General features: G+C 70.2%; 19 protein-coding genes. 11 read left to right on the top strand and 8 right to left on the bottom strand.

Features of this window, described 5'->3' with window-relative positions:
* Nucleotides 1-213 precede the first annotated feature (213 nt).
* The gene (locus ACWDSJ_RS19140) at nt 214-954 is read right to left on the bottom strand and encodes an SDR family NAD(P)-dependent oxidoreductase (protein ID WP_450033386.1); all 741 of its coding nucleotides are present in this window, start codon (nt 952-954) and stop codon (nt 214-216) included.
* Between the two features lie 107 nt (nt 955-1,061).
* On the opposite strand from ACWDSJ_RS19140, the gene ACWDSJ_RS19145 reads away from it, so the two are divergent.
* A complete protein-coding gene (locus ACWDSJ_RS19145) occupies nt 1,062-1,673 on the top strand; it encodes a TetR/AcrR family transcriptional regulator (protein WP_450033387.1) in 612 nt (203 codons plus the stop codon).
* Here ACWDSJ_RS19145 and ACWDSJ_RS19150 read toward each other — a convergent pair.
* The gene (locus ACWDSJ_RS19150; protein ID WP_387356534.1) at nt 1,659-3,371 is read right to left on the bottom strand and encodes a DEAD/DEAH box helicase; all 1,713 of its coding nucleotides are present in this window, start codon (nt 3,369-3,371) and stop codon (nt 1,659-1,661) included. The genes ACWDSJ_RS19145 and ACWDSJ_RS19150 overlap by 15 nt on opposite strands.
* Nucleotides 3,372-3,497: 126 nt before the next feature.
* On the opposite strand from ACWDSJ_RS19150, the gene ACWDSJ_RS19155 reads away from it, so the two are divergent.
* Complete coding sequence (locus ACWDSJ_RS19155) at nt 3,498-4,562, top strand: YihY/virulence factor BrkB family protein (RefSeq protein ID WP_450033388.1); 1,065 nt, start codon at nt 3,498-3,500, stop codon at nt 4,560-4,562.
* 37 nt (nt 4,563-4,599) lie between these two features.
* Here ACWDSJ_RS19155 and ACWDSJ_RS19160 read toward each other — a convergent pair whose 3' ends face one another.
* Nucleotides 4,600-4,794, bottom strand: coding sequence for a hypothetical protein (locus tag ACWDSJ_RS19160; RefSeq protein ID WP_450033389.1), 195 nt, complete (start codon nt 4,792-4,794; stop codon nt 4,600-4,602).
* Between the two features lie 282 nt (nt 4,795-5,076).
* Between ACWDSJ_RS19160 and ACWDSJ_RS19165 the strand changes: the two genes are divergently transcribed.
* Both ACWDSJ_RS19165 and ACWDSJ_RS19170 read left to right on the top strand, forming a co-directional pair.
* Entirely contained in the window at nt 5,077-5,928 is an 852-nt protein-coding gene (locus ACWDSJ_RS19165; protein ID WP_450033390.1) for an MFS transporter, read from the top strand.
* Complete coding sequence (locus ACWDSJ_RS19170) at nt 5,925-6,278, top strand: hypothetical protein (protein ID WP_450033391.1); 354 nt, start codon at nt 5,925-5,927, stop codon at nt 6,276-6,278. Before ACWDSJ_RS19165 ends, ACWDSJ_RS19170 begins: the two co-directional genes overlap by 4 nt.
* Here ACWDSJ_RS19170 and ACWDSJ_RS19175 read toward each other — a convergent pair.
* Nucleotides 6,254-6,493: a DUF3039 domain-containing protein gene (locus ACWDSJ_RS19175; protein ID WP_387356528.1), complete on the bottom strand. Its 240-nt coding sequence runs from the start codon at nt 6,491-6,493 to the stop codon at nt 6,254-6,256. The two genes, ACWDSJ_RS19170 and ACWDSJ_RS19175, sit on opposite strands and share 25 nt — an antisense overlap.
* A gap of 222 nt (nt 6,494-6,715) precedes the next feature.
* Between ACWDSJ_RS19175 and ACWDSJ_RS19180 the strand changes: the two genes are divergently transcribed.
* Complete coding sequence (locus ACWDSJ_RS19180; protein WP_450033501.1) at nt 6,716-7,015, top strand: DUF3099 domain-containing protein; 300 nt, start codon at nt 6,716-6,718, stop codon at nt 7,013-7,015.
* A gap of 44 nt (nt 7,016-7,059) precedes the next feature.
* On the opposite strand, the gene ACWDSJ_RS19185 is transcribed toward ACWDSJ_RS19180, so the two are convergent.
* Nucleotides 7,060-8,364 carry an MFS transporter gene (locus ACWDSJ_RS19185; RefSeq protein WP_450033392.1) on the bottom strand — a complete coding sequence of 435 codons (1,305 nt, stop codon included), beginning with the start codon at nt 8,362-8,364 and terminating at the stop codon, nt 7,060-7,062.
* Nucleotides 8,365-8,452: 88 nt separating this feature from the next.
* Here ACWDSJ_RS19185 and ACWDSJ_RS19190 point away from each other — a divergent pair, with 88 nt between their 5' ends.
* Both ACWDSJ_RS19190 and ACWDSJ_RS19195 read left to right on the top strand, forming a co-directional pair.
* A complete protein-coding gene (locus ACWDSJ_RS19190; protein WP_450033393.1) occupies nt 8,453-9,175 on the top strand; it encodes a VOC family protein in 723 nt (240 codons plus the stop codon).
* Nucleotides 9,172-10,185, top strand: a complete 1,014-nt coding sequence (locus tag ACWDSJ_RS19195) for a GlxA family transcriptional regulator (RefSeq protein ID WP_450033394.1) — start codon at nt 9,172-9,174, stop codon at nt 10,183-10,185. The genes ACWDSJ_RS19190 and ACWDSJ_RS19195 overlap by 4 nt, the downstream gene beginning before the upstream one ends.
* On the opposite strand, the gene ACWDSJ_RS19200 is transcribed toward ACWDSJ_RS19195, so the two are convergent.
* Nucleotides 10,148-11,761, bottom strand: coding sequence for a solute symporter family protein (locus tag ACWDSJ_RS19200; RefSeq protein ID WP_450033395.1), 1,614 nt, complete (start codon nt 11,759-11,761; stop codon nt 10,148-10,150). The two genes, ACWDSJ_RS19195 and ACWDSJ_RS19200, sit on opposite strands and share 38 nt — an antisense overlap.
* A complete protein-coding gene (locus tag ACWDSJ_RS19205; RefSeq protein ID WP_450033396.1) occupies nt 11,758-12,093 on the bottom strand; it encodes a DUF485 domain-containing protein in 336 nt (111 codons plus the stop codon). The genes ACWDSJ_RS19200 and ACWDSJ_RS19205 overlap by 4 nt, the downstream gene beginning before the upstream one ends.
* Before the next feature lie 124 nt (nt 12,094-12,217).
* Between ACWDSJ_RS19205 and ACWDSJ_RS19210 the strand changes: the two genes are divergently transcribed.
* The 3 genes from ACWDSJ_RS19210 (at nt 12,218) to ACWDSJ_RS19220 (ending at nt 15,936) form a co-directional block, all read left to right on the top strand.
* On the top strand, nt 12,218-13,744 hold the full coding sequence (locus ACWDSJ_RS19210) for a DUF7782 domain-containing protein (protein WP_450033397.1): 1,527 nt from the start codon (nt 12,218-12,220) through the stop codon (nt 13,742-13,744).
* A 230-nt stretch (nt 13,745-13,974) separates the two neighbouring features.
* Complete coding sequence (locus tag ACWDSJ_RS19215; RefSeq protein ID WP_450033398.1) at nt 13,975-14,943, top strand: sigma-70 family RNA polymerase sigma factor; 969 nt, start codon at nt 13,975-13,977, stop codon at nt 14,941-14,943.
* A 237-nt stretch (nt 14,944-15,180) separates the two neighbouring features.
* Nucleotides 15,181-15,936 carry a hypothetical protein gene (locus ACWDSJ_RS19220; protein WP_450033399.1) on the top strand — a complete coding sequence of 252 codons (756 nt, stop codon included), beginning with the start codon at nt 15,181-15,183 and terminating at the stop codon, nt 15,934-15,936.
* Between the two features lie 150 nt (nt 15,937-16,086).
* On the opposite strand, the gene ppc is transcribed toward ACWDSJ_RS19220, so the two are convergent.
* A complete protein-coding gene (ppc, locus tag ACWDSJ_RS19225; RefSeq protein ID WP_450033400.1) occupies nt 16,087-18,855 on the bottom strand; it encodes a phosphoenolpyruvate carboxylase in 2,769 nt (922 codons plus the stop codon).
* A 114-nt stretch (nt 18,856-18,969) separates the two neighbouring features.
* Here ppc and ACWDSJ_RS19230 point away from each other — a divergent pair, with 114 nt between their 5' ends.
* Entirely contained in the window at nt 18,970-19,527 is a 558-nt protein-coding gene (locus ACWDSJ_RS19230; protein ID WP_450033401.1) for an RBBP9/YdeN family alpha/beta hydrolase, read from the top strand.
* Nucleotides 19,528-19,611 lie beyond the last annotated feature (84 nt).

The following is a 19,611-nucleotide window of genomic DNA, read 5'->3' on the forward strand; positions in this document are numbered from 1 at the left end:
ACATCGGACGTGCATACGGAAATTCGAGCGCCGACATCGGGCATGTGTGCCGCCTACGGATTTCGCGCGCTGACGTCAGGCGTGCCTGCGGCATACGGAAGCCCGCGCGCCGACGTCGGGCACGCGTGCGGCATAGGCACATTCGCGCGCTGACGTCGGCGCGTTCGTGACGACAACCGAAATATCCGGCGGGACGGCGCTTTACGTGCCTGATCAGGCGTTGGTGCCGTTGTCGACGGTGAGGGTCGCGCCGGTGATGCTGCGGCCGGCGGGTGAGGCGAGGAAGGTTACCGCGGCCGCGATGTCGTCGGGGCGGCCGTAGCGGCCGAGGGCGTTGAAGTGGAGTTGTCGGGGGGCGTGGTCGCCGTCGGCGGGGTTCATGTCGGTGTCGGTGGAGCCCGGCTGGACGAGGTTGACGGTGATATTGCGCGGGCCCAGTTCGCGGGCCAGGGCTCGGGTGAAGCCGTTGAGGGCGGATTTGCTCAGGTTGTAGAGGGCGACGCCGCCGAAGATCGCGCGTTCGGAGAGGTTGGAGCCGATGCTGACGATGCGGCCGCCCTCGGGCATGTGGGTGACGGCGGCCTGGGCGGCCACGAAGGCGGCGCGGGCGTGGATGTGCAGGGCGTGGTCGATCTCGTCGACGGTGAACTCCTCGAACGGCTTGGCGGGGAAGATGCCCGCGTTGTTGACCAGGATGTCGAGGCGGCCCAGTTCGTCGGCGGCGCGGTGCACGGCGGCGGTCACCTGTTCGGCGTCGGCGCTGTCGGCCTGGATCGCCAGCCCGCGGCGGCCGTGGGATTCGATGTCCGACACCACTTTTCGGGCCCGGTCCGCGCCGGTGCGATAGGTCAGCGCCACGTCCGCCCCGGCCGCGGCGAGTCCGCGCGCGATGGCCGCGCCGATGCCCCTGCTACCGCCGGTGACGAGGGCCGCGGCGCCGGTCAGGTCGTTCATCTGCACTCCTTCAATTCTGTGTCGATCAATACATAATTAGCGAAGCAGAGGCCCCGCGACGGTGTCAAGGGGTATATTTAACGATCGACACAGAAAGGATGCCGCCCATGGCCGAACGCGGACGACCCCGCGCCTTCGATCGCGACCTCGCGTTGCGCCGGGCCATGGAGGTGTTCTGGGAGCACGGTTTCGAGGGCACGTCGATGAGCGACCTCACCGCGGCCATGGGCATCAACTCCCCCAGCCTGTACGCGGCCTTCGGCGGCAAGGAGCAACTGTTCCGGGAGGCGGTCGAGCTCTACGGCCGCACCGACGGCGGGCACACCGGGCGGGCATTGCGCGCGGAGCCGACCGCGCGGGCCAGCGTCGAGGCCATGCTGCGCGACAACGCTGCCGCCTACGCCGACGACAGCACCCCGCGCGGCTGCATGGTCGTGCTCGCGGGCTCGACCTACACCACCCGCAACACCGCCGTTCGCGACTTCCTCATCGAAAAGCGCAGGCGCACAATCGATGACATTCGTGCCCGGCTCGATCGCGGCGTCGCCGAAGGCGAGCTGCCCGCGGAGACCGATACCGCCGAGCTGGCCGACTTCTACGGCACGGTGCTGTTCGGCCTGTCGGTGCAGGCTCGCGACGGGGCCGGGCCGACCCAGCTGCACCGGTCGATCGATCGGGCGATGGCGGCGTGGCCCGGCGCGGTCTCACATCCGGCGTAGGGCCGCGATCCGCTCGGTGAGCTGTTCGGCGGTGGCGAGCGCGGTGGGCGGTCCCCCGCATTCGCGGCGCAGCTCGCCGTGAATCACGCCGTGCGGCTTGCCCGTTCGATGATGATGCATGGCGACGAGGCTGTTGAGCTCGCGGCGCAACTCGCCCAGGCGGTCGGCGGTGGCGACGCGTTCGGCGGCGGCCGCGGCGCTCGGGCCCGGTTCGGGGGCCGTGGCGGCGGCGGTGCGCTCCTTGATCTGGCGAGTCTGCCGGTCCCGCAACAGGGCTCGCATCTGCTCGGCGTCGAGCAGGCCGGGGATGCCGAGATAGTCGGCCTCCTCGTCGCTGCCGGAGAAGGTGGCGGTGCCGAACGAGTCGCCGTCGTAGATGACCTGATCGAGTTCGGCGTCGGCGGCGAGGGCGACGAACGCGCGCTCCTCCTCGCCGGGCTCGTCCTTCTGCTTGTTGGCGTCGAGCAGCAGCTCGTCGTCGAGCATCTCCTTCTGCCGGTGCGGTTTGCCGATGACGTGATCGCGCTGCACCTCGAGCTGCGCGGCCAGATCCAGCAGCACCGGCACCGACGGCAGGAATACGCTCGCGGTCTCGCCGGGCCGGCGGGCACGCACGAAACGCCCGATGGCCTGGGCGAAGTACAGCGGGGTCGAGGCGCTGGTGGCGTAGACGCCGACGGCCAGGCGCGGCACGTCCACACCCTCGGACACCATGCGGACCGCGACCATCCACGGTTCGGTGCTGGCGGCGAACTCGCCGATGCGTTTGGAGGAGGTCGGATCGTCGGACAGCACGACCGTGGGTTTGCTGCCCGAGATGTGTTCCAGCAGTTCGGCGTAGTCGCGCGCCTTCTCCTGGTCGGTGGCGATCACCAGGCCGCCCGCGTCGGGCATGCCGGAGGCGCGCTTCTGCGCGAGGCGGGTGTTGGCCGCCGACAACACCTTCGACATCCAGTCCCCGGCGGGGTCGAGCGCGGTGCGCCAGGCGCGGGCGGTCTGTTCGGCGCTGAGCGGTTCGCCCAGGCGGGCGGAGTACTCGTCGCCCGCGCTGTCGCGCCAGTGCGCCTCGCCGGAGTAGGCCAGGAACACCACGGGCCGCACGACGCCGTCGGCCAGCGCCTCGGAGTAGCCGTAGGTGTAGTCGGCGCGCGAGCGCGGGAAGCCGGACTCGTCGGGTTCGTAGGCGACGAACGGGATCTGCGAATCGTCGCTGCGGAAGGGCGTACCGGTGAGCGCGAGTCGCCGGGTCGCGTCGCCGAACGCCTCGCCGACCGCCTCACCCCAGCTCTTGGCGTCGCCCGCGTGGTGGATCTCGTCGAGAATCACCAGCGTGCGGCGGTTCTCGGTGCGCACCCGATGCTTGAACGGATGCGAGGCCACCTGCGCGTAGGTCACCACGACGCCGTGATAGTCGCCGGAGGTGCCGCCGGTGGAGTTGGAGAAGTTGGAGTCCAGCGCGATGCCGAGCCGCGCGGCCGAGGCCGACCACTGATGCTTGAGGTGTTCGGTGGGCGCGACGACGGTGATCTGATCGACCGTGCGGTCCGCCAGCAACTCCGAGGCCAACCGCAGCGCGAACGTCGTCTTACCGGCGCCGGGCGTGGCGACGGCGAGGAAGTCGCGTGGCTTCGTCGTCAGGTATTTGGTGAGAGCCCTGCGCTGCCATGCACGTAACGAACCGCCACCACCCGAAGTCACTCCAGAGAGATTAGCGAGTGCCCCCGACACGGTTCCAGTCCGCCGGTCGTGTGTCGGAGAACACCCTGAACACGTTTCGTCGGTGATCCGGTATTTCGGGCCGGGGTGGGCAATGCTGAGACCATCATGCAGAAACCCGGCAGACATCCCCTGCGCGTCGTCGCGAGCGCCTACGCCGCGGCCGTCGGCGAGCGCGCGGGACGGGCCGCGCGTACGGGTGGGCGGCTCTCGCTGCGGGTGGCCGTGAAGGCCTGGGACGATTCGATCTTCACCAAGTCGGCGGCCGCGGCGTTCTGGCAGACGCTGTCGCTCGCGCCGCTGCTGCTCGGGCTGCTGGCCAGTCTGGGCTACGTGGGCGGGTGGTTCGGGCCCGACACCGTGCAGATCGTCGAGACCAAGATCATCAGCTTCAGCCGGAACCTGTTCAACCCCAGCGTGGTCGACGATCTGATCGCGCCGACCGTGCGGGACGTGCTGCAACGCGGGCGCGGCGAGGTGGTGTCGGTGGGGTTCGTGCTGTCGCTGTGGGCGGGGTCGTCGGCGATGTCGACCTTCGTCGATTCCATCGTGGCCGCGCACGGACAGGCCGAGGCGCGACATCCGGTGTGGCAGCGGCTGTTCGCGCTGTGGTTGTACGTGTTGTTCCTGGTGGTCGCCGTTTTCGTGCTGCCGCTGGTGGCGATCGGGCCGACCCTGATCGGGCGGTTGCTGCCCGGGATCTGGCGGGAGCCGGGGCTGCGGCTGATCGACGCGTTCTACTACCCGGCCACGGGTCTGCTGCTGATCGTCGGGCTGACCACGCTGTACAAGTTCGCGCTGCATCGGTCGCTGCCGTGGCATCGACTGTTCGGGGGCGCGCTCGTGGCGGGTGTGTTCTTCATGACAGCCAGTGAGGGTTTGCGGCGATATCTGAGCTGGGTCACGCGGACGGGCGTCAGTTACGGCGCGCTCGCCACGCCGATCGCCTTCCTGCTGTTCACCTTCTTCCTCGGTTTCGCGGTGATCCTCGGCGCGGAGTTCAACGCGACCGTGCAGGAGCTCTGGCCCGCGCGGGTGAGCCGATGGACCAAGATCGCGCACTGGCTGACGCGGCGGCTGCGGTCGGTGCCGAAGGCCGTGGTGCAGGAACCGAAGTCCGGGGCCGCGCGCCCGCCGGAGGACGAGGCGCCGTCGTGGGGCCGGGCCTCGTAGCGATCCGCTTGCGCCACAACGGCTTCCGGTCAGCGGGTCACAGGCAGGCGCGCGGCTGGGTGCCGAACAGGGACTGGATGTAGAAGGTGAGCGGGTCGATCTTGCCGACGCAGGACGGGGGGATCTCGGCCGAACCGGTGGGGAGTTGCGCGCTCGCGGTGCCCGCGCCGACGAATGAGAGCGGGGCCAGCAGCGCGACGCCGACGGCCGCGGTGACGAAGGTTTTGCGCATGATCCGACGGTATCGGCACGGGTTGCTCGTGCGAAGCCACCAGTTTTCGGGGTGGGGAACGAGGACGGGGTCCAGCGTCCGCACGGTCTCGGCGAGCAGTGCTCGATCTGCACAATATCTGGACCAATGCGCGGAACGGTCGTCGGTCGGTCCACGAATTCCTCGCCGAGACTCGGCTCGATCGGGTCCGGAGATTCATGTCGCGGGCGGATTCGGGTAGGGCGGAACTATCGCGGCCGTTTTCCGCCGGATCGGGGGTGGTGATCTTCCTACCGTCGAGGCATGGAAATCGATCTCATCGCGAAGACGTCCGGGCCGGTGTTGCGGGGGCCCGTCGTGGGGTTCGCGGCGGTGGCGGCGGCGTTGGGGACGGCTAGCATCTACGTCTTGCAGCCCGCTATCGCGGAAGTGGCTGGGGCACTTGATACTTCGCTGGCGGCGGTGGGGGCGGCGTTGGCGTGCGGGCCGGTGGGGTATCTCGTGGGGTTGGCGGTGCTGGTGCCGCTGGTGGATCGGTTCGCGGCGCGGGTGGTGGTGTCGGCGCAGTTCGCGGGGCTCGCGGTGGCGTTGGTGGTCGCGGCGGGGGTCGGGTCGCCGGGGGTGCTCGGGTTGGCGGTGGGGGTGATCGGGGCGGGGTCTTCGGTTGGGGCGCAATTGAGTTCGGTGGCGGGGCGGTTCGCGCCGCCGGGGCGGCGGGCGACCGTGCTGGGGACGGTCACCGCGGGGATCTCGGGCGGGATTCTCGCGGGGCGGTTCGTGGGCGGCTGGCTGACCGAGGCGGTCGGGTGGCGGGGGACGCTGCTGGTGTTCGCGGGGGCGTGTCTGGTCGTCGCGGCGGTGGGGCGCTTCGCGCTGCCGGGTGCGGCGGGTACGGCCACGGCGAGCTATCTGGCGACGCTGCGTGGTCTGCCCGCGCTGTATCGGCGGTATCCGGCGTTGCGGTGCGCGGCGGGCCGGGGCACGGTGTGGTTCTTCGCCTTCTGCACGGTGTGGGCGGGGCTGCCGGTGGCGTTGTCGCAGCCGCCGTACTCGTACTCGCCCGAGCGGATCGGCGCGCCGTCGCGGGGTTGCTCGGGGTCGCCGCCACGCGCGTCGCGGGGGTGTGGACCGATCGGATCGGGGCGCGGCGGGTGATCCTGATCGGTCTCGCCCTGGCGCTGGTCAGCGCGGTGGCACTGACCGTCGCGGTCTCCCACACGGGCACGGCCCTGCTGGCGTTGGGGCTGTTCGACGCCGGGCTGTTCGCCGCGCAGGTCGCCAACCAGAGCACGATCCTGACCATCGATCCGAGCGCACCGGCGCGCTTCAACAGCGCCTACATGGTCGTCTACTTCGTCGGCGGCAGCCTGGGCACGGCGTTCGGCGCGGCGGCGGTGGGCTGGTTCGGTTGGGGCGCGACGACATTCGCCGCCGCGGCGGCCATCGCGCTAGCGGGCGGGGTCACCCTCGCCGGGAGGCGTCAGTCCTTGCGCAGCGATTCGTAGATGCGCTTGCACTCCGGGCAGACCGGCGAGCCGGGCTTGGGGGATTTGGTGACCGGGAACACCTCGCCGCAGAGGGCGACGACGTGGGTGCCCATGACCGCGCTCTCGGCGATCTTGTCCTTCTTGACGTAGTGGAAGTACTTGGGGATGTCGCTGCCGGTGGACTCGTCGGTGGTCGTGTCGGTGTCCGGGCGAACGAGGGTATCGGAGCTCATGAGTCCATGATGTCAAAGTCGGGGGAGGTTGCCGCGTGTGCATTCGATCTTGCGGAGTGGAAGACTCGAGACATGCAGCGTGACGGCGATGCGCCCGATGCCGAAGGCCGCGACGGGGGTGTTCGACCCGAATTCGAGATTCGTCCGCCCGGTTCCGTTCCCCGACCCGCCCGATCCGGTGCGGGTAGTACGGGCTATTTCCCGGGTAGCGACAAGGATCCGGTGCTGATCACCGAGGCGGCGCCCTCGCTCGAGGATCAGCATCGGGCGCGGGTGCGGCGGTACATGCTGCTCATGGGGTTCCGGATTCCGTGCCTGTTGCTGGCCGCGTTCGCCTACGGGGCCTGGCACAACTGGTTGATCTCGCTGATCATCATCGGCGTCTCGGTGCCGCTGCCGTGGATGGCGGTGCTCATCGCCAACGACCGGCCGCCGCGCCGCAAGGACGAGCCGAGCCGCTGGGACGAGCGCCGCGCCGCCAAGGCCCTCGAATCGGGGCAGCACCGTTCGATCGAGGGCTGATCGGGAAGACCCGCATCAGGCCAGAACCCTCGATCGAGGGCTGATCAGGCGGGCCGTAGGTCGGGCGCCGGGCGGTTGCGCCGGATCGCCAGCGACATGATCGCCGCGAGGCCGCAGAGCCCGCCCGCGAGGTACCAGGCCAGGTCGTAGTTGCCCTGGAGGTCGCGGATGACGCCCGCGCCGGTCGCGGCGATCGCCGCGCCGAGCTGATGCGAGGTGAACACCCAGCAGAACACCACCGGGCCGTCGTCGCCGAAGTGCTCCCGGCACAGCTGCACCACCGGCGGCACGGTCGCGATCCAGTCCAGGCCGTAGAAGATGATGAACACCCACATGCTCGGCTGGGCCTGCGGGCCGAGCAGCGACGGCAATGTCAGCAGCGACAGGCCGCGCAGCGTGTAGTAGACGCCCAGCAGCCAACGCGAGTCCATCCGGTCGGTCAGCCAGCCCGACAGCACGGTCCCCACCACATCGAAGACGCCGACGACCGCGAGCAGGCTCGCCGCGGTGGTGACCGGCATCCCGTGATCATGCGCCGCGGACACGAAGTGGGTCTGCACGAGCCCGTTGGTGGACGCGCCGCACACCATGAAACCGCCTGCCAGCAGCCAGAATACGGGCTTGTTCAGGCTCGTCACCAACACCCGCACGGCGCGCGTGGCACCCCCGCGCACGACCTTGCGCAGCCCGATCGTGCTGCCCGGCTCGGCCCCGTACGCGAGCACCCCGACATCGCTGGGGAAGTCGTGCAGGAACAACAGCACCAACGGCACCGCGGCGAGCGCGATGATCGCGACCACGACCGAGGGCGTGCGCCACCCGTAGTGCGTCGCCAGCGTCGACACCAACGGCAGGAACACCAGCTGCCCGGTGGCCCCGGCCGCGGTGAGCAGACCGGTCACCAGCCCGCGATGCCGCACGAACCAGCGTCCGGTCACGGTCGCCACGAACGGCATCGACATCGAGCCCACGCCGACCCCGACCAGCACGCCCCACAACGCCCACAGCTGCCACGCCTGGGTCATGAACACCGTCAGCCCCGCGCCCAGCGCCACCAGCAGCAGCGACCCGGCCACCACCACGCGCACGCCCACCCGGTCCATCAACGCCGCCGCGAACGGTGAGATCAGCCCGTACAGCAGCACATTCACCGACACCGCCGCCCCGATGGTGCCGTGCGACCAACCGAACTCCGCGTGCAGCGGATCCATGAGCACGCTCGGCACCGAGCGGAATCCGGCCGCGCCGATCAGCGCGAAGAAGCCGATGAGCGCGACGAACCAGGCCGGGTGCACGCCCAGCCGATTCCTCGATTCCGTTGTCCCCGTGGGTTCTCGCAGTTCGGTCACGGCAGAGATCGTCCCCCGGGGCGGGTGTTGTGGACGAGTGGCCTGAATGACACAATCCGTCAACATCCGGCCATTGAGAGGAGACCGCGTGATCCGCTGGAACTGGGCCTTCATCGATCGACCCGCCGAGAGGTTCGACGAGGCGTTCGCCTTTTGGACGGCCGTGTCGGCGACCACCCTGTCCGAAAGGTCCGGGCGCAACAAGGAATTCGCGACCCTCGAACCGGCGACCGGCGATCCGTGCCTGCGCGCGCAGGCGGTGGGCGGTCCGGGCGGGGCGCATCTGGACCTGGACGTGGACGATCTGGCGGGCGCGCGGCGGCGGGCCACCGAGCTCGGGGCGGAGCTGGTGGCCGATCACGACGGTTGGTCGCTGGCACGGTCGCCCGCGGGCATCGCGTTCTGCCTGACGACCGAGGACGGCACGCGGGTGCCCGAGCCGGTGCGCGGTCCCGGGGACACGCTGAGCTCGATCGATCAGGTGTGCCTGGACATTCCGGGCAGCGCCTTCGACGCCGAGGCGCGGTTCTGGTCGGAGCTGACCGGGTGGGACGCGCGCGCGGCCGACCTTCCGGAATTCGTGCGACTGGCGGTGCCGGACGAGCTGCCCATTCGAATCCTGTTGCAGCGCTTGGCCGATGACCGTCCCGCGGCCGCGCATCTCGATATCGCCTGTTCGGATCCGGAGGCGGTGGCGGCATGGCACGAATCCCTCGGCGCGCGCCGCGTGCGGTCGGGGACGAGCTGGCTGGTCATGACCGATCCCACCGCGGGCGTCTACTGCCTGACCTCCCGCAGCCCCCGGCGATGAGTCCGCTCCATCGGGTCGCGGTGCTGCTCCTCGAGCCGGTGATCGGCTTCGACGCCACGATTCCGCCGACCGTGCTCGGCAGCGCGGAGGCCGCGGACGGCAGCCCGCTCTACGACGTGCGGTTGTGCGGGTTGAATACCGAGCCGGTGCGCACGACGCGGGGGTACGCGATGGTGCCGCAGGACGGGCCCGAGGCGTTGGCGAGCGCGGATACGGTCATCGTGCCGGGCACCCAGCAGCCCGACGCGCGCCGATTCGGCGTTCTGCCGAGCGAATTGACGCGGGCGCTGGGCGGCATCCGGACCGGCGCGCGGATCGTGTCGATCTGCACGGGCGCGTTCGTGCTGGCGGCCGCGGGGCTGCTCGACGGGCGCCGCGCGACCACGCACTGGTCGTTCGCCGACGAGTTCCGCCGCCTGTTCCCGAAGGTGCGGTTGGAGGAGAATCTGCTGTTCGTCGAGGACGGAAACGTCTGCACCTCAGCGGGTTTGGCGGCGGGCCTCGACCTGTGCCTGCATCTGCTGCGCACCGATCACGGCAGCGAGGTCGCCAACCGGACCGCGCGCTACTGCGTCGTGCCGCCGTGGCGCGAGGGCGGGCAGTCCCAGTTCATCGATCGGCAGGTGCCGGTGAACGGTTCGGACGGCACCGCGCCCACCCGGGCGTGGGCGCTGCGGCATCTGGACCGCGAACTCGATCTCGCCACGCTCGCCGGGCACGCCCGAATGAGCGTGCGCACCTTCACCCGTCGCTTCAAGGCCGAGACCGGGCTCGCGCCCGGCACCTGGCTCCTCCAGCAACGGTTGCGGCACGCGCGGCACCTGCTCGAGTCCACCGATCTGTCCATCGACGAGGTCGCCCGCGCGGCCGGAATGGGGACGGCGTCGTCGCTGCGGCATCACATGCGCGCCGAACTCGGCGTGCCGCCGCTGACCTACCGCAAGACCTTCCGCGCCGCGCCGGGCGCCGCGCTCAGTGCCGCACCGCCTTCTCCGCTCCCGCCCCCGTGAGCGAACGAACCTGCATCTCAACGTATTTCGCGTCGTCGCGGTCGCGGGACAGGACGGTGCCGAGCCAACCGAGCAGGAACGACACCGGGATCGAGACCAGGCCCGGATTCGCGAGCGGGAACCAGTCGAAGTCGGCGTTCTCGAGCATGGCCGTGGGCGCGCCCGATACGGCCGGGGAGAACACGATCAGCACGACCGTCACCAGCAGCCCGCCGTAGATGCTCCACAGCGCGCCGCCGGTGTTGAACCGCCGCCAGAACAGCGAATACAGGATTGTCGGCAGATTCGCGGAGGCCGCGACCGCAAAGGCCAGCGACACCAGGAACGCCACGTTCTGATTCTTCGCCACGATCCCGCCGAGGATGGCCAGCGCGCCGATAACCACCGCGGTGATCCGCGCGACCCGCACCTCGCCGTCGCCGCTCTCGACGCGCCCGCGTTTGATGACGTTGGCGTACACGTCGTGGGCGAACGACGCCGAGGCGGTGATCGTCAGCCCGGCCACCACCGCGAGGATGGTCGCGAAGGCAACGGCCGCAACGAATCCCAGCAGCAGCGGTCCGCCCAGTTCGAGGGCCAGCAGGGGCGCGGCGGCGTTCTCCTTGCCGGGCGCCTTGGCGATCTTCTCCGGGCCGACCAGCGCCGCCGCCCCGTAGCCGAGGACGAGGGTGAACAGATAGAACAGCCCGATCAGCCCGATCGCCCACACCACCGATCGGCGCGCGTCCTTGGCGGTCGGCACGGTGTAGAAGCGCATGAGCACGTGCGGCAGTCCGGCGGTGCCGAGCACGAGAGCCAGTGCGAGGGAGAGGAAGTCGAGTTTGGAGGTGTCGGACTTGCCGTACTTGAAGCCCGGTTCGAGCAGTTTCGCGCCGGTCTTGCCGCCGTGATCGACCGCGTCCTGCAACAGCGAGGACAGGTTCAGCCCGTAGTGGGCCAGGACCCACACCGTCATGGCCGCGGCCGCGCCGATCAGCAGGACCGCCTTGACGATCTGCACCCAGGTGGTGCCCTTCATGCCGCCGACGAGCACGTAGACGATCATCACCGCGCCCACCACCGCGATGACCAGGTTCTGGCCCAGTTCGCCGGACACGCCCAGCAGCAGCGACACCAGCACACCGGCCCCGGCCATCTGGGCGAGCAGATAGAACAGGCTCACCGCGAGCGTCGAGGTGGCCGCCGCGGCGCGCACCGGACGCTGCCGCATCCGGAAGGCCAGCACGTCGCCGAGCGTGAATTTGCCGGTGTTGCGCAGCAATTCGGCCACCAGCAGCAGCGCGACCAGCCACGCCACCAGGAAGCCGATCGAGTAGAGGAAGCCGTCGTACCCGTAGAGCGCGATCGCGCCCGCGATGCCGAGGAAGCTCGCCGCGGACAGGTAGTCGCCGGAGATCGCGATCCCGTTCTGCGGACCCGAGAACGCGCGCCCGGCCGCGTAATAGTCCGCGGCCGTGCGGGTGTCGCGGCTGGCCCGGAACACGATGATCAGCGTGATCGCCACGAAGATCAGGAAGATGGTGATGTTCAGACCGGGGCGGCTGCCCTCGATCGCCGCCGCCAGCACGCCGCTCATTCGCGCGCCCCTTCCACTCGTTCGCGCAGCTGGTCGGCCAGCGGGTCCAGGCGACGATCGGCGTAGCGCACGTAGAGCGCGGTGATCACGAACGTCGAAACGAATTGCAGCAGACCGAAGATCAGCCCGACGGTGATGTTGCCCGCCACCTTCGCCGACATGAACCCGTGCGCGTAGTCGGCGAGCAGCACGTAGAGCGCGTACCAGGCGAGGAACAGCACGGTCATCGGGAAGACGAAGACCCGGAAACGTCTTCGCAGGCTTTGGAATTCGGGGCTGGCGTACACCTCGTCCCACTCCCCCACCGGCCGATCGACATCTCGTCCCTGCACCTGCAACCTCCTAGTGAGCGAGGTCACAATAACAGGGAATCAGACATTTCGACCCGGAATCACCTTGGGACTTAACGGGACCCACGGCGAATGCCCGGAGGTAGCGGTGGCAGAGTTCGCTGCTATGCCGACCGATCGCACGACGACCGTCTCCGAGCTGGCCGCGCTCGCACCCGACCTGCGGACCGCGCTGACCCGGGTGCGCTACGACGCGGACACCCTGCTCGCGGTGCTCGGGCCGGATGCCCATGCGGCCATGGGCCGTTCGGAGCCGGTCCCGGTGCGCCGGGCGGTGCGCGACGCGGGGGAACTGGGCACGCTGGTCCGGTTGCTGCTGCTCGGCGATCCGGTGTCCGAGAGCGAGGCGGCCGCGGCCCTGGCCCCCGTCGCACTGGATCGGGCGATCGCGGCCGGGTTGCTCGCGCGCGACGGGGCGGAGATCCGGGCCGCGCTCGATCTGCGGCCGCTGGATCTGGGGGCGGGCACGCGGTGGGTGCTGTCGGATCTCGACGACGCCATGCGGCGGCGCTCGTTGAGTGCCGATCATGTGCTGGGCGTCGGGCAGGCGTCGCTGTCGCTGCTCCGAGCGACCCCTACCCGGAAGGTCGGCTCGGTGCTCGATCTGGGGACCGGGTGCGGGGTGCAGGCCGTGCACGCCGCCGCCTACGCCGACACCGTGACCGGAACCGATATCAGCGGGCGCGCGCTGTGGCTGGCCGAGGCGACGGCCGCGCTCAACGGACTCGACCTCGAACTGCGGGAGGGGTCCTGGTTCGAGCCGGTGGCCGGGCGGCGGTTCGATCAGGTGGTGGCCAATCCGCCGTTCGTGGTCGGGCCGGCCCGGGTCGAGCACACCTATCGGGACTCGGGGCTGGCCCTCGACGGGGCGAGCGAACTGGTGATCGGGCAGGCGCCCGGAATGCTGAATCCGGGCGGGACCGCGGCCATGCTCGCGTCGTGGGTGCACGTCGACGGGGAGGATTGGCGCGGCCGGGTCGCCTCCTGGCTGCCCGACCACGGGGTGGACGCGTGGATCGTGCAGCGCGATATCGCCGATCCGGCCCTGTACGTCGGCACCTGGTTGCGTGACGCCGGTCTCGATCCGCGCGATCCGCAGTCCCAGGACCGGGCCGAGCGGTGGCTGGACGCGTTCGCCGCGGCCGACGTCGAGGGCATCGGTTTCGGGTTCGTGTATCTGCGGGCGATCGACGGGCCGACCGAACTGCTCGCCGAGGACCTCACCCACGGCTTCGACGATCCGCTCGGCGAGGAGGCCGTGCGGTACTTCGAGCGATCGGCGTGGTTGCGCGCGGTCGCGGCCGACGAGAACCGCGCCTGGACAGCACGTTTCGCGGTCGATCCGGCCACCGCGCTGGAACGGGTGTATCTGCCCGGACCCGACGGATGGGAGCAGCGGGTCGTGCGCGCGCACCGCGGGGACGGACCGCGCTGGCAGCACGAGATCGATGACACGGCCGCGGCGCTGCTGGCGGGAATGCGACACGACGGTCTGCCGTTGCACGAGCTGGTCGAATTGCTCGCTTTCGGCCACACCGGCACGAGCGCCACGCCCGAACTCCGAGCGGCCGCACTGACGGTGACCACCGGTTTGGTCCGGCACGGACTCATCCATCCCGTCGACATCGTGTGATCCGAAGCCCACCGGCTTACTGCTCGAATCCTCGGGTAGGTCTCAGCGGAAGCAACGATGTACGCGGTCACGGAACGCTCCCGGCCGGGTCGCCGCTCCCTTCTTAGGAACTTCTCAGATGGGAGTGATGGAAACCGCAGCTCAGCGCGGTTTACGGCGATCGCCGCGGGGAACTTTCCCAGTGTCGGGTCCGTTGTTCGGAGTGAGACACCACCGACAGGAGGCAAGTCATGACAAGCCCCGCCACCACTGGAGTGCGCGCCAGCGATTCGGACCTCGACGCCCAGAGCCCCGCCGCCGACCTGGTACGCGTTTACCTCAATGGTATCGGCAAAACGGCGCTGCTGACGGCGGCCGACGAGGTCGAGCTGGCCAAGCGCATCGAGGCGGGTCTCTATGCCCAGCACCTGTTGGAGACGAGCAAGCGGCTGTCCGCCACGCGCAAACGCGATCTGGCGATCATCGTCCGCGACGGCCAGGCCGCGCGGCAGCACCTGCTCGAGGCCAATCTGCGGCTGGTCGTCTCGCTGGCCAAGCGCTACACCGGTCGCGGGATGCCGCTGCTCGATCTCATCCAGGAGGGCAACCTCGGCCTGATCCGGGCGATGGAGAAGTTCGACTACACCAAGGGCTTCAAGTTCTCCACCTACGCCACCTGGTGGATTCGCCAGGCCATCACCCGCGGCATGGCCGACCAGAGCCGCACGATCCGCCTGCCCGTCCATCTGGTCGAACAGGTCAACAAGCTGGCCCGCATCAAGCGCGAACTGCATCAGCAGCTCGGTCGCGAGGCCACCGACGACGAGCTGGCCCGCGAGTCCGGCATCCCGGTCGACAAGATCGCCGACCTGCTCGACCACAGCCGCGACCCGGTGAGCCTCGACATGCCCGTCGGCAACGACGAGGAGGCCCCGCTCGGCGACTTCATCGAGGACTCCGAGGCCACCTCCGCCGAGAGCGCGGTCATCGCGGGCCTCATGCACCGCGACGTCCGCAGCGTGCTGGCCACGCTCGACGAGCGCGAGCAGCAGGTCATCCGGCTGCGCTTCGGCCTCGACGACGGCCAGCCGCGCACCCTCGACCAGATCGGCAAGCTGTTCGGCCTGTCCCGCGAGCGCGTGCGGCAGATCGAGCGCGAGGTCATGGCCAAGCTGCGCAAGGGCGAGCGGGCCGACCGGCTCCGCGCCTACGCCAGCTGATCAAGACGCTGGGCCGTCCGGAATCCGGCCCAGCCCGCGGTGACCAAGTCGGGTGGTCACCCCCGACGCCGACCGGCCCCGCGCATCCGCCCTCCCAGGCCCGCGCGAACCGGTCGGCGTTGCCGCGTTTGCAGCGTGTGGCTACCGTTTCGCAATCTTCGACACGCCCGACCTCGCGACACGCTGAACGATCTCGGGCAGCGGCTACGGACCAGTAGGTCGTTATTTAATGACCTCATGACCACCTACCGAACTTCGCGCATCCTGCAGTGGACGGTCGCAGCAGTATCGGCCGGTCTCGTAACCCTGGCGGCCGCGGCCCCCGCCGCGACCGCGGATCCCAGCAATGGCACGGCAACCCCGCCCGGCCTGAACAGTCAGGGCGGGGGCGGCAACAGTCAGGGCGCCAACACCGACAGCCAGGGTGGCAACACCGACGCACAGCGGTCCGGCCCCGACGCGTCGACCCAGGGCGGCGCCTCGGTCGACAGCGGGCGTGGCTCGCAGGACGGCTCGGCATCGAATTCGACCCAGGGCGGCGGCGCCTCGGTCGACAGCGGCCGGGGCTCGAAGGACGGCGCCGCGCCGAATTCGACTCAGGGCGGCGGTGCTTCGGCCTCGGCCGAGGACAATTCCGCCAGCTCCGCCCAGGGCGGTGCGGCGAACTCGTCGCAGGGCGATGCCCAGGGCACGGCCCGGGGCAACGATCGCCGCGCCACCCCGGACGGCACCGCCCACGACCGCCAGGGCTCCCCCGACGCGGGTCTCGGCGCGAATTCGAACCCGTTGCAGAACTTCGGCTTCGGGGTCGACGGCCTCGACCTGGGGCGCCTGATGGGTCAGCGGCCCAACGCTCCCGCCACCGACGAGCAGAACGGCCGGAGCACCGACAGCACCCAGCAGGACAGCAAGCCGGACGCCCGGAGCACGGATCAGTCGAATCAGCGGTCCACGAACAGCGACGAGCACAACAGGAGCGCGGGCGCACGCTGAGCGCCGCACCCCCGAGCCGACCCTCCCGGGTCGCCGGTGGCCTCGAAGAGGTGACTCTTCGGGGCCACCGGTCGTTGCGGCCCATCCTCCCGCGAGACGGAGGTCCGCGGCGGCGGAGGATCGGGACCCCTTGTGCCGCAAGGCGATTGGTCAGCCCGAGTTGCGGAGGGCGGTGGCGAGGCCGTTCATGGTGAGCAGGATGCCGCGTTCCACGAGTTCGCTCGTGTCGCCCGCGCGGCGGCGGCGCAGCAGTTCCACCTGCATCTGGTTGAGCGGTTCCAGGTAGGGGAAGCGGTTGCGGATGGATTCGGCGAGGGCGGGGTTGTCGGCGAGCAGCTGTTCGCTGCCGGTGATCGCGGCGTGCACGCGGACCGTGCGGTCGAACTCGTCGCGGATCATGCCGAAGATGCTGTGGCGCAAGGATTCGTCCTCGACGAGTTCGGCGTACCGGGCGGCGATGTCCATATCGGCCTTGGCCATCACCTGGGCCAGGTTGGACATGACGGTCCGGAAAAACGGCCAGCGGCGATACAGGCCGGACAGGGTCTCCCGGCGCCCGGGGTCGTCGCCGATCCACTCTTCGAGGGCGGTGCCCATGCCGTACCAGCCGGGGAGCATGACGCGGGACTGGCTCCACGCCATCACCCACGGGATCGCGCGGAGGTCGCGGACCGAGTTGGTGGGTTTGCGGGAGGCGGGGCGGCTGCCCAGGTTCAGATCGGCGACCTCGGCGATGGGAGTGGAGGCGCGGAAATAGTCCACGAAGCCGGGGGTTTCGTGCACCAGGCGGGCGTAGGCCCGCCGGGCCGATTCGGCGAGTTCGTCGAACAGGACGTAGGCGGGTTCGGCGTCGGCGCCCAGGCCCTCCACGTCGAGCAGCGTCGATTCGAGGGTTCCGGCGACCAGCGATTCCAGGTTGCGGTAGGCGGTGCCGGAGTCGGCGTATTTGGTGGAGATCACCTCACCCTGTTCGGTCAGGCGCAAGGAGCCGCGCACCGCGCCCGCGGGCTGGGCCAGGATGGCGTCGTAGCTGCGGCCGCCGCCGCGACCGACGGTGCCGCCGCGACCGTGGAACAGCCGCAGGCGAATTCCGGTCTTGCGGGCCGCCTCGACCAGATCGAGTTCGGCGCGGTACAGCGCCCAGTTGGCCGCGAGGTAGCCGCCGTCCTTGTTGGAGTCGGAGTAGCCGAGCATGACCTCCTGCCGCATGCCGCGCGCGGCGACCAGGCGGTGGTAGGCCGGGACTTCCATTGCGGCGACCAGGGTTTCGGCGCCCCGGCGGAGGTCGTCGATGGTCTCGAACAGCGGCACCACGCCGACCGGGCTGCGGGGCGGGGTCCGCTCGTCGCCCGGATCGAGGATGCCCGCCTCCTTCAACAGCAGCGCGGCCTCGAGCAGATCGCTGACCGAGGTGCACATGCTGATGATGTAGTTGGGCACGGTGCCGGGGCCCAGGTCGTCGAGCGCGGCCTTGGCGGCGCGCACCACGCCGAGTTCCTTGACCGCCAGCTCGCTCAGCTCGGCCGTCGGCCCGAGCAGCGGTCGGCGCGTGGTCAATTCGGCGGCCAGCAGCCGCACCCGCTCGGCCTCGGGCAGGCTCGCGTAGTCGGAATGCACTCCGGCCCAAGCGAACAGCTCCGCGACGACCTGTTCGTGGGTTTCGGAGTTCTGCCGCATATCGAGGCCCTGCAGGTGGAAACCGAAGGTCTCGACCGCGCCGCGCAGGGCGGCCAAGCGGTCGTCGGCGAGCAGGCCGTCGCCGGAGGAGCGCATCGAGGCGTCCACGACGCCGAGGTCGTCGAGCAACTCCCCCGGGCCCGCGTACGGCTCGGCGCCCACGTCGACGCCCTCGCCGTCGCCCGGTATCTCGCCGAGGGCCTGTTTCACCGTGGCGGTGAGTCGCGCGCGGATGCCGCGGATGGCGCGGCGGTACGGTTCGTCGGCGCGTTGCGGCGATTCGTCGTGCCCGGCGTCGGCGAGGCGGGCCAGTTCCGGGGTGATCGGGACCAGGCGTGCCGACTGGGACAGCGACTTCTCCAGGGCCACAAGCTCTTTCAGGTAGTGACCGAACGCGACCGCGGCCGCGCGGTGGGTGGCGCGATGCACCACCTCGCCGGTGACGTTGGGGTTGCCGTCGCGGTCGCCGCCGATCCACGAGCCGGTGCGCAGGATCGGCCGGGGCAGCAGTTCGCGGTCGGGCCAACGGGCGCGCAGCGCGTCGCGCACGTCGGCGTTGATCCGCGGGATCACCTCCAGCAGGGTCAGGTCGTAGTAGCGCAACCCGACCTCGATCTCGTCCTGAATCCGCAAGCGCGCCAAGCGGATCAGGGCCGTGCGCCACAGGGTGAGCACCTGGCGGCGGATGCGGGTGTCGAGCGCGGCGTATTCCGGTTCGTGCTCCCCGTAGCGCTGCCGCGCCCGCATGAGTTCGGTGATGCGGGCCTGGACGTCGAAGACGGTGCGGCGGCGGGTCTCGGTGGGGTGGGCGGTGATGACCGGGGACACCAGCGCGTCGGCGAGCAGATCCGCGACCACGGCGCCGTCGGGCGGGGCGGCATCGAGTTTGCGGTAGGTCGCGGCGAGGCTGGAGTCCTGCGGCGGTTCGCCCGCCGCCTGGTGCACGACGCGGCGACGGTCGCGCTGTAGGTCCTCGGCGAGGTTGGCCAGCAGCAGGAAGTGGCTGAACGCCCGGATCAGCGGGATGGCCACCTCGATCTCGGTGTCGCGCAACATCTCCGCGACCGCGCTGCGTTCCACCTCCGATCGGCGCACGCGGAACGCCTCGACCCGGACCCGCTCGATGAGGTCGAACACCTCCGGTCCCTCGTGATCGCGGATCGTCTCGCCCAGGATCGCGCCGAGGAAACGGATGTCGTCGCGCAGCGGCGCGGTGGCGGCCTCGATCTGATCTTCGCGCATAGGGCCAGTATCGACCATCGGCGCCGGATCGAGCGGGTGTGAAGCCACCTGCGTGTGGCAAGCGCCACGATCGCCCCGGAATAGCCACCGCGGGTCGGCCGGTTCGGTCGGGACGTGCGTATCTTCATCGTTCACGGCTATTCGGCCTCCCCGTCGTCGCACTGGTTCCCCTGGCTCGCCGACCGGCTCACGGCGGCGGGCCACAGCACATCCATCGTGGAACTCCCCACGCCCACCGCGCCGATCCGGTCGGAATGGGAACACAGCGTCGCCACCGCCGTCGGTGCCGTCGACGCCGACACCGTCCTGGTGACCCACAGCCTCGGCACCATCACCGCGCTGCGCGTCCTCGCCGACCGCCCCGACCCCTGGGAACTGGGCGGCCTCATCGCCGTCTCCGGTTTCCTGGACCCCCTGCCCGCCCTGCCCGAGTTGGACGACTACCTCGCCGACCGCCCCGAGATCGCCCCGCTCGCCCCGAGGATCACCACCCGCGTCATGATCCACTCCGACAACGACGCGATCGTCCCACCCGCCGCGTCCCGAGCCGTCGCCGCCGCCCTCGACGCCGACACCATCGTGATCCCCAGCGGGGGACACTTCCTCGCGGACGAGGGTTTCACCGCCCTACCGGAGGCGCTGGCCGCCGTCGAGCGGATCGGGTCACGCTGACCCTAATCGGTCCGCCCGCCCGCCCACCTCGCAACGTCCGATCGCGGCCAGCAAAGGCAACGACCGCGAGCACACGTCAATTCA

This window comes from Nocardia sp. NPDC003482 (assembly GCF_053588115.1).

Bases quoted from the DNA above. Each gene is read 5' to 3' on its own strand.
- ACWDSJ_RS19140 (WP_450033386.1), bottom strand. From the start codon at position 954: ATGAACGACCTGACCGGCGCCGCGGCCCTCGTCACCGGCGGTAGCAGG.
- ACWDSJ_RS19145 (WP_450033387.1), top strand. From the start codon at position 1,062: ATGGCCGAACGCGGACGACCCCGCGCCTTCGATCGCGACCTCGCGTTG.
- ACWDSJ_RS19155 (WP_450033388.1), top strand. From the start codon at position 3,498: ATGCAGAAACCCGGCAGACATCCCCTGCGCGTCGTCGCGAGCGCCTAC.
- ACWDSJ_RS19160 (WP_450033389.1), bottom strand. From the start codon at position 4,794: ATGCGCAAAACCTTCGTCACCGCGGCCGTCGGCGTCGCGCTGCTGGCC.
- ACWDSJ_RS19165 (WP_450033390.1), top strand. From the start codon at position 5,077: ATGGAAATCGATCTCATCGCGAAGACGTCCGGGCCGGTGTTGCGGGGG.
- ACWDSJ_RS19175 (WP_387356528.1), bottom strand. From the start codon at position 6,493: ATGAGCTCCGATACCCTCGTTCGCCCGGACACCGACACGACCACCGAC.
- ACWDSJ_RS19195 (WP_450033394.1), top strand. From the start codon at position 9,172: ATGAGTCCGCTCCATCGGGTCGCGGTGCTGCTCCTCGAGCCGGTGATC.
- ACWDSJ_RS19200 (WP_450033395.1), bottom strand. From the start codon at position 11,761: ATGAGCGGCGTGCTGGCGGCGGCGATCGAGGGCAGCCGCCCCGGTCTG.
- ACWDSJ_RS19210 (WP_450033397.1), top strand. From the start codon at position 12,218: ATGCCGACCGATCGCACGACGACCGTCTCCGAGCTGGCCGCGCTCGCA.
- ACWDSJ_RS19215 (WP_450033398.1), top strand. From the start codon at position 13,975: ATGACAAGCCCCGCCACCACTGGAGTGCGCGCCAGCGATTCGGACCTC.
- ACWDSJ_RS19220 (WP_450033399.1), top strand. From the start codon at position 15,181: ATGACCACCTACCGAACTTCGCGCATCCTGCAGTGGACGGTCGCAGCA.
- ppc (WP_450033400.1), bottom strand. From the start codon at position 18,855: ATGCGCGAAGATCAGATCGAGGCCGCCACCGCGCCGCTGCGCGACGAC.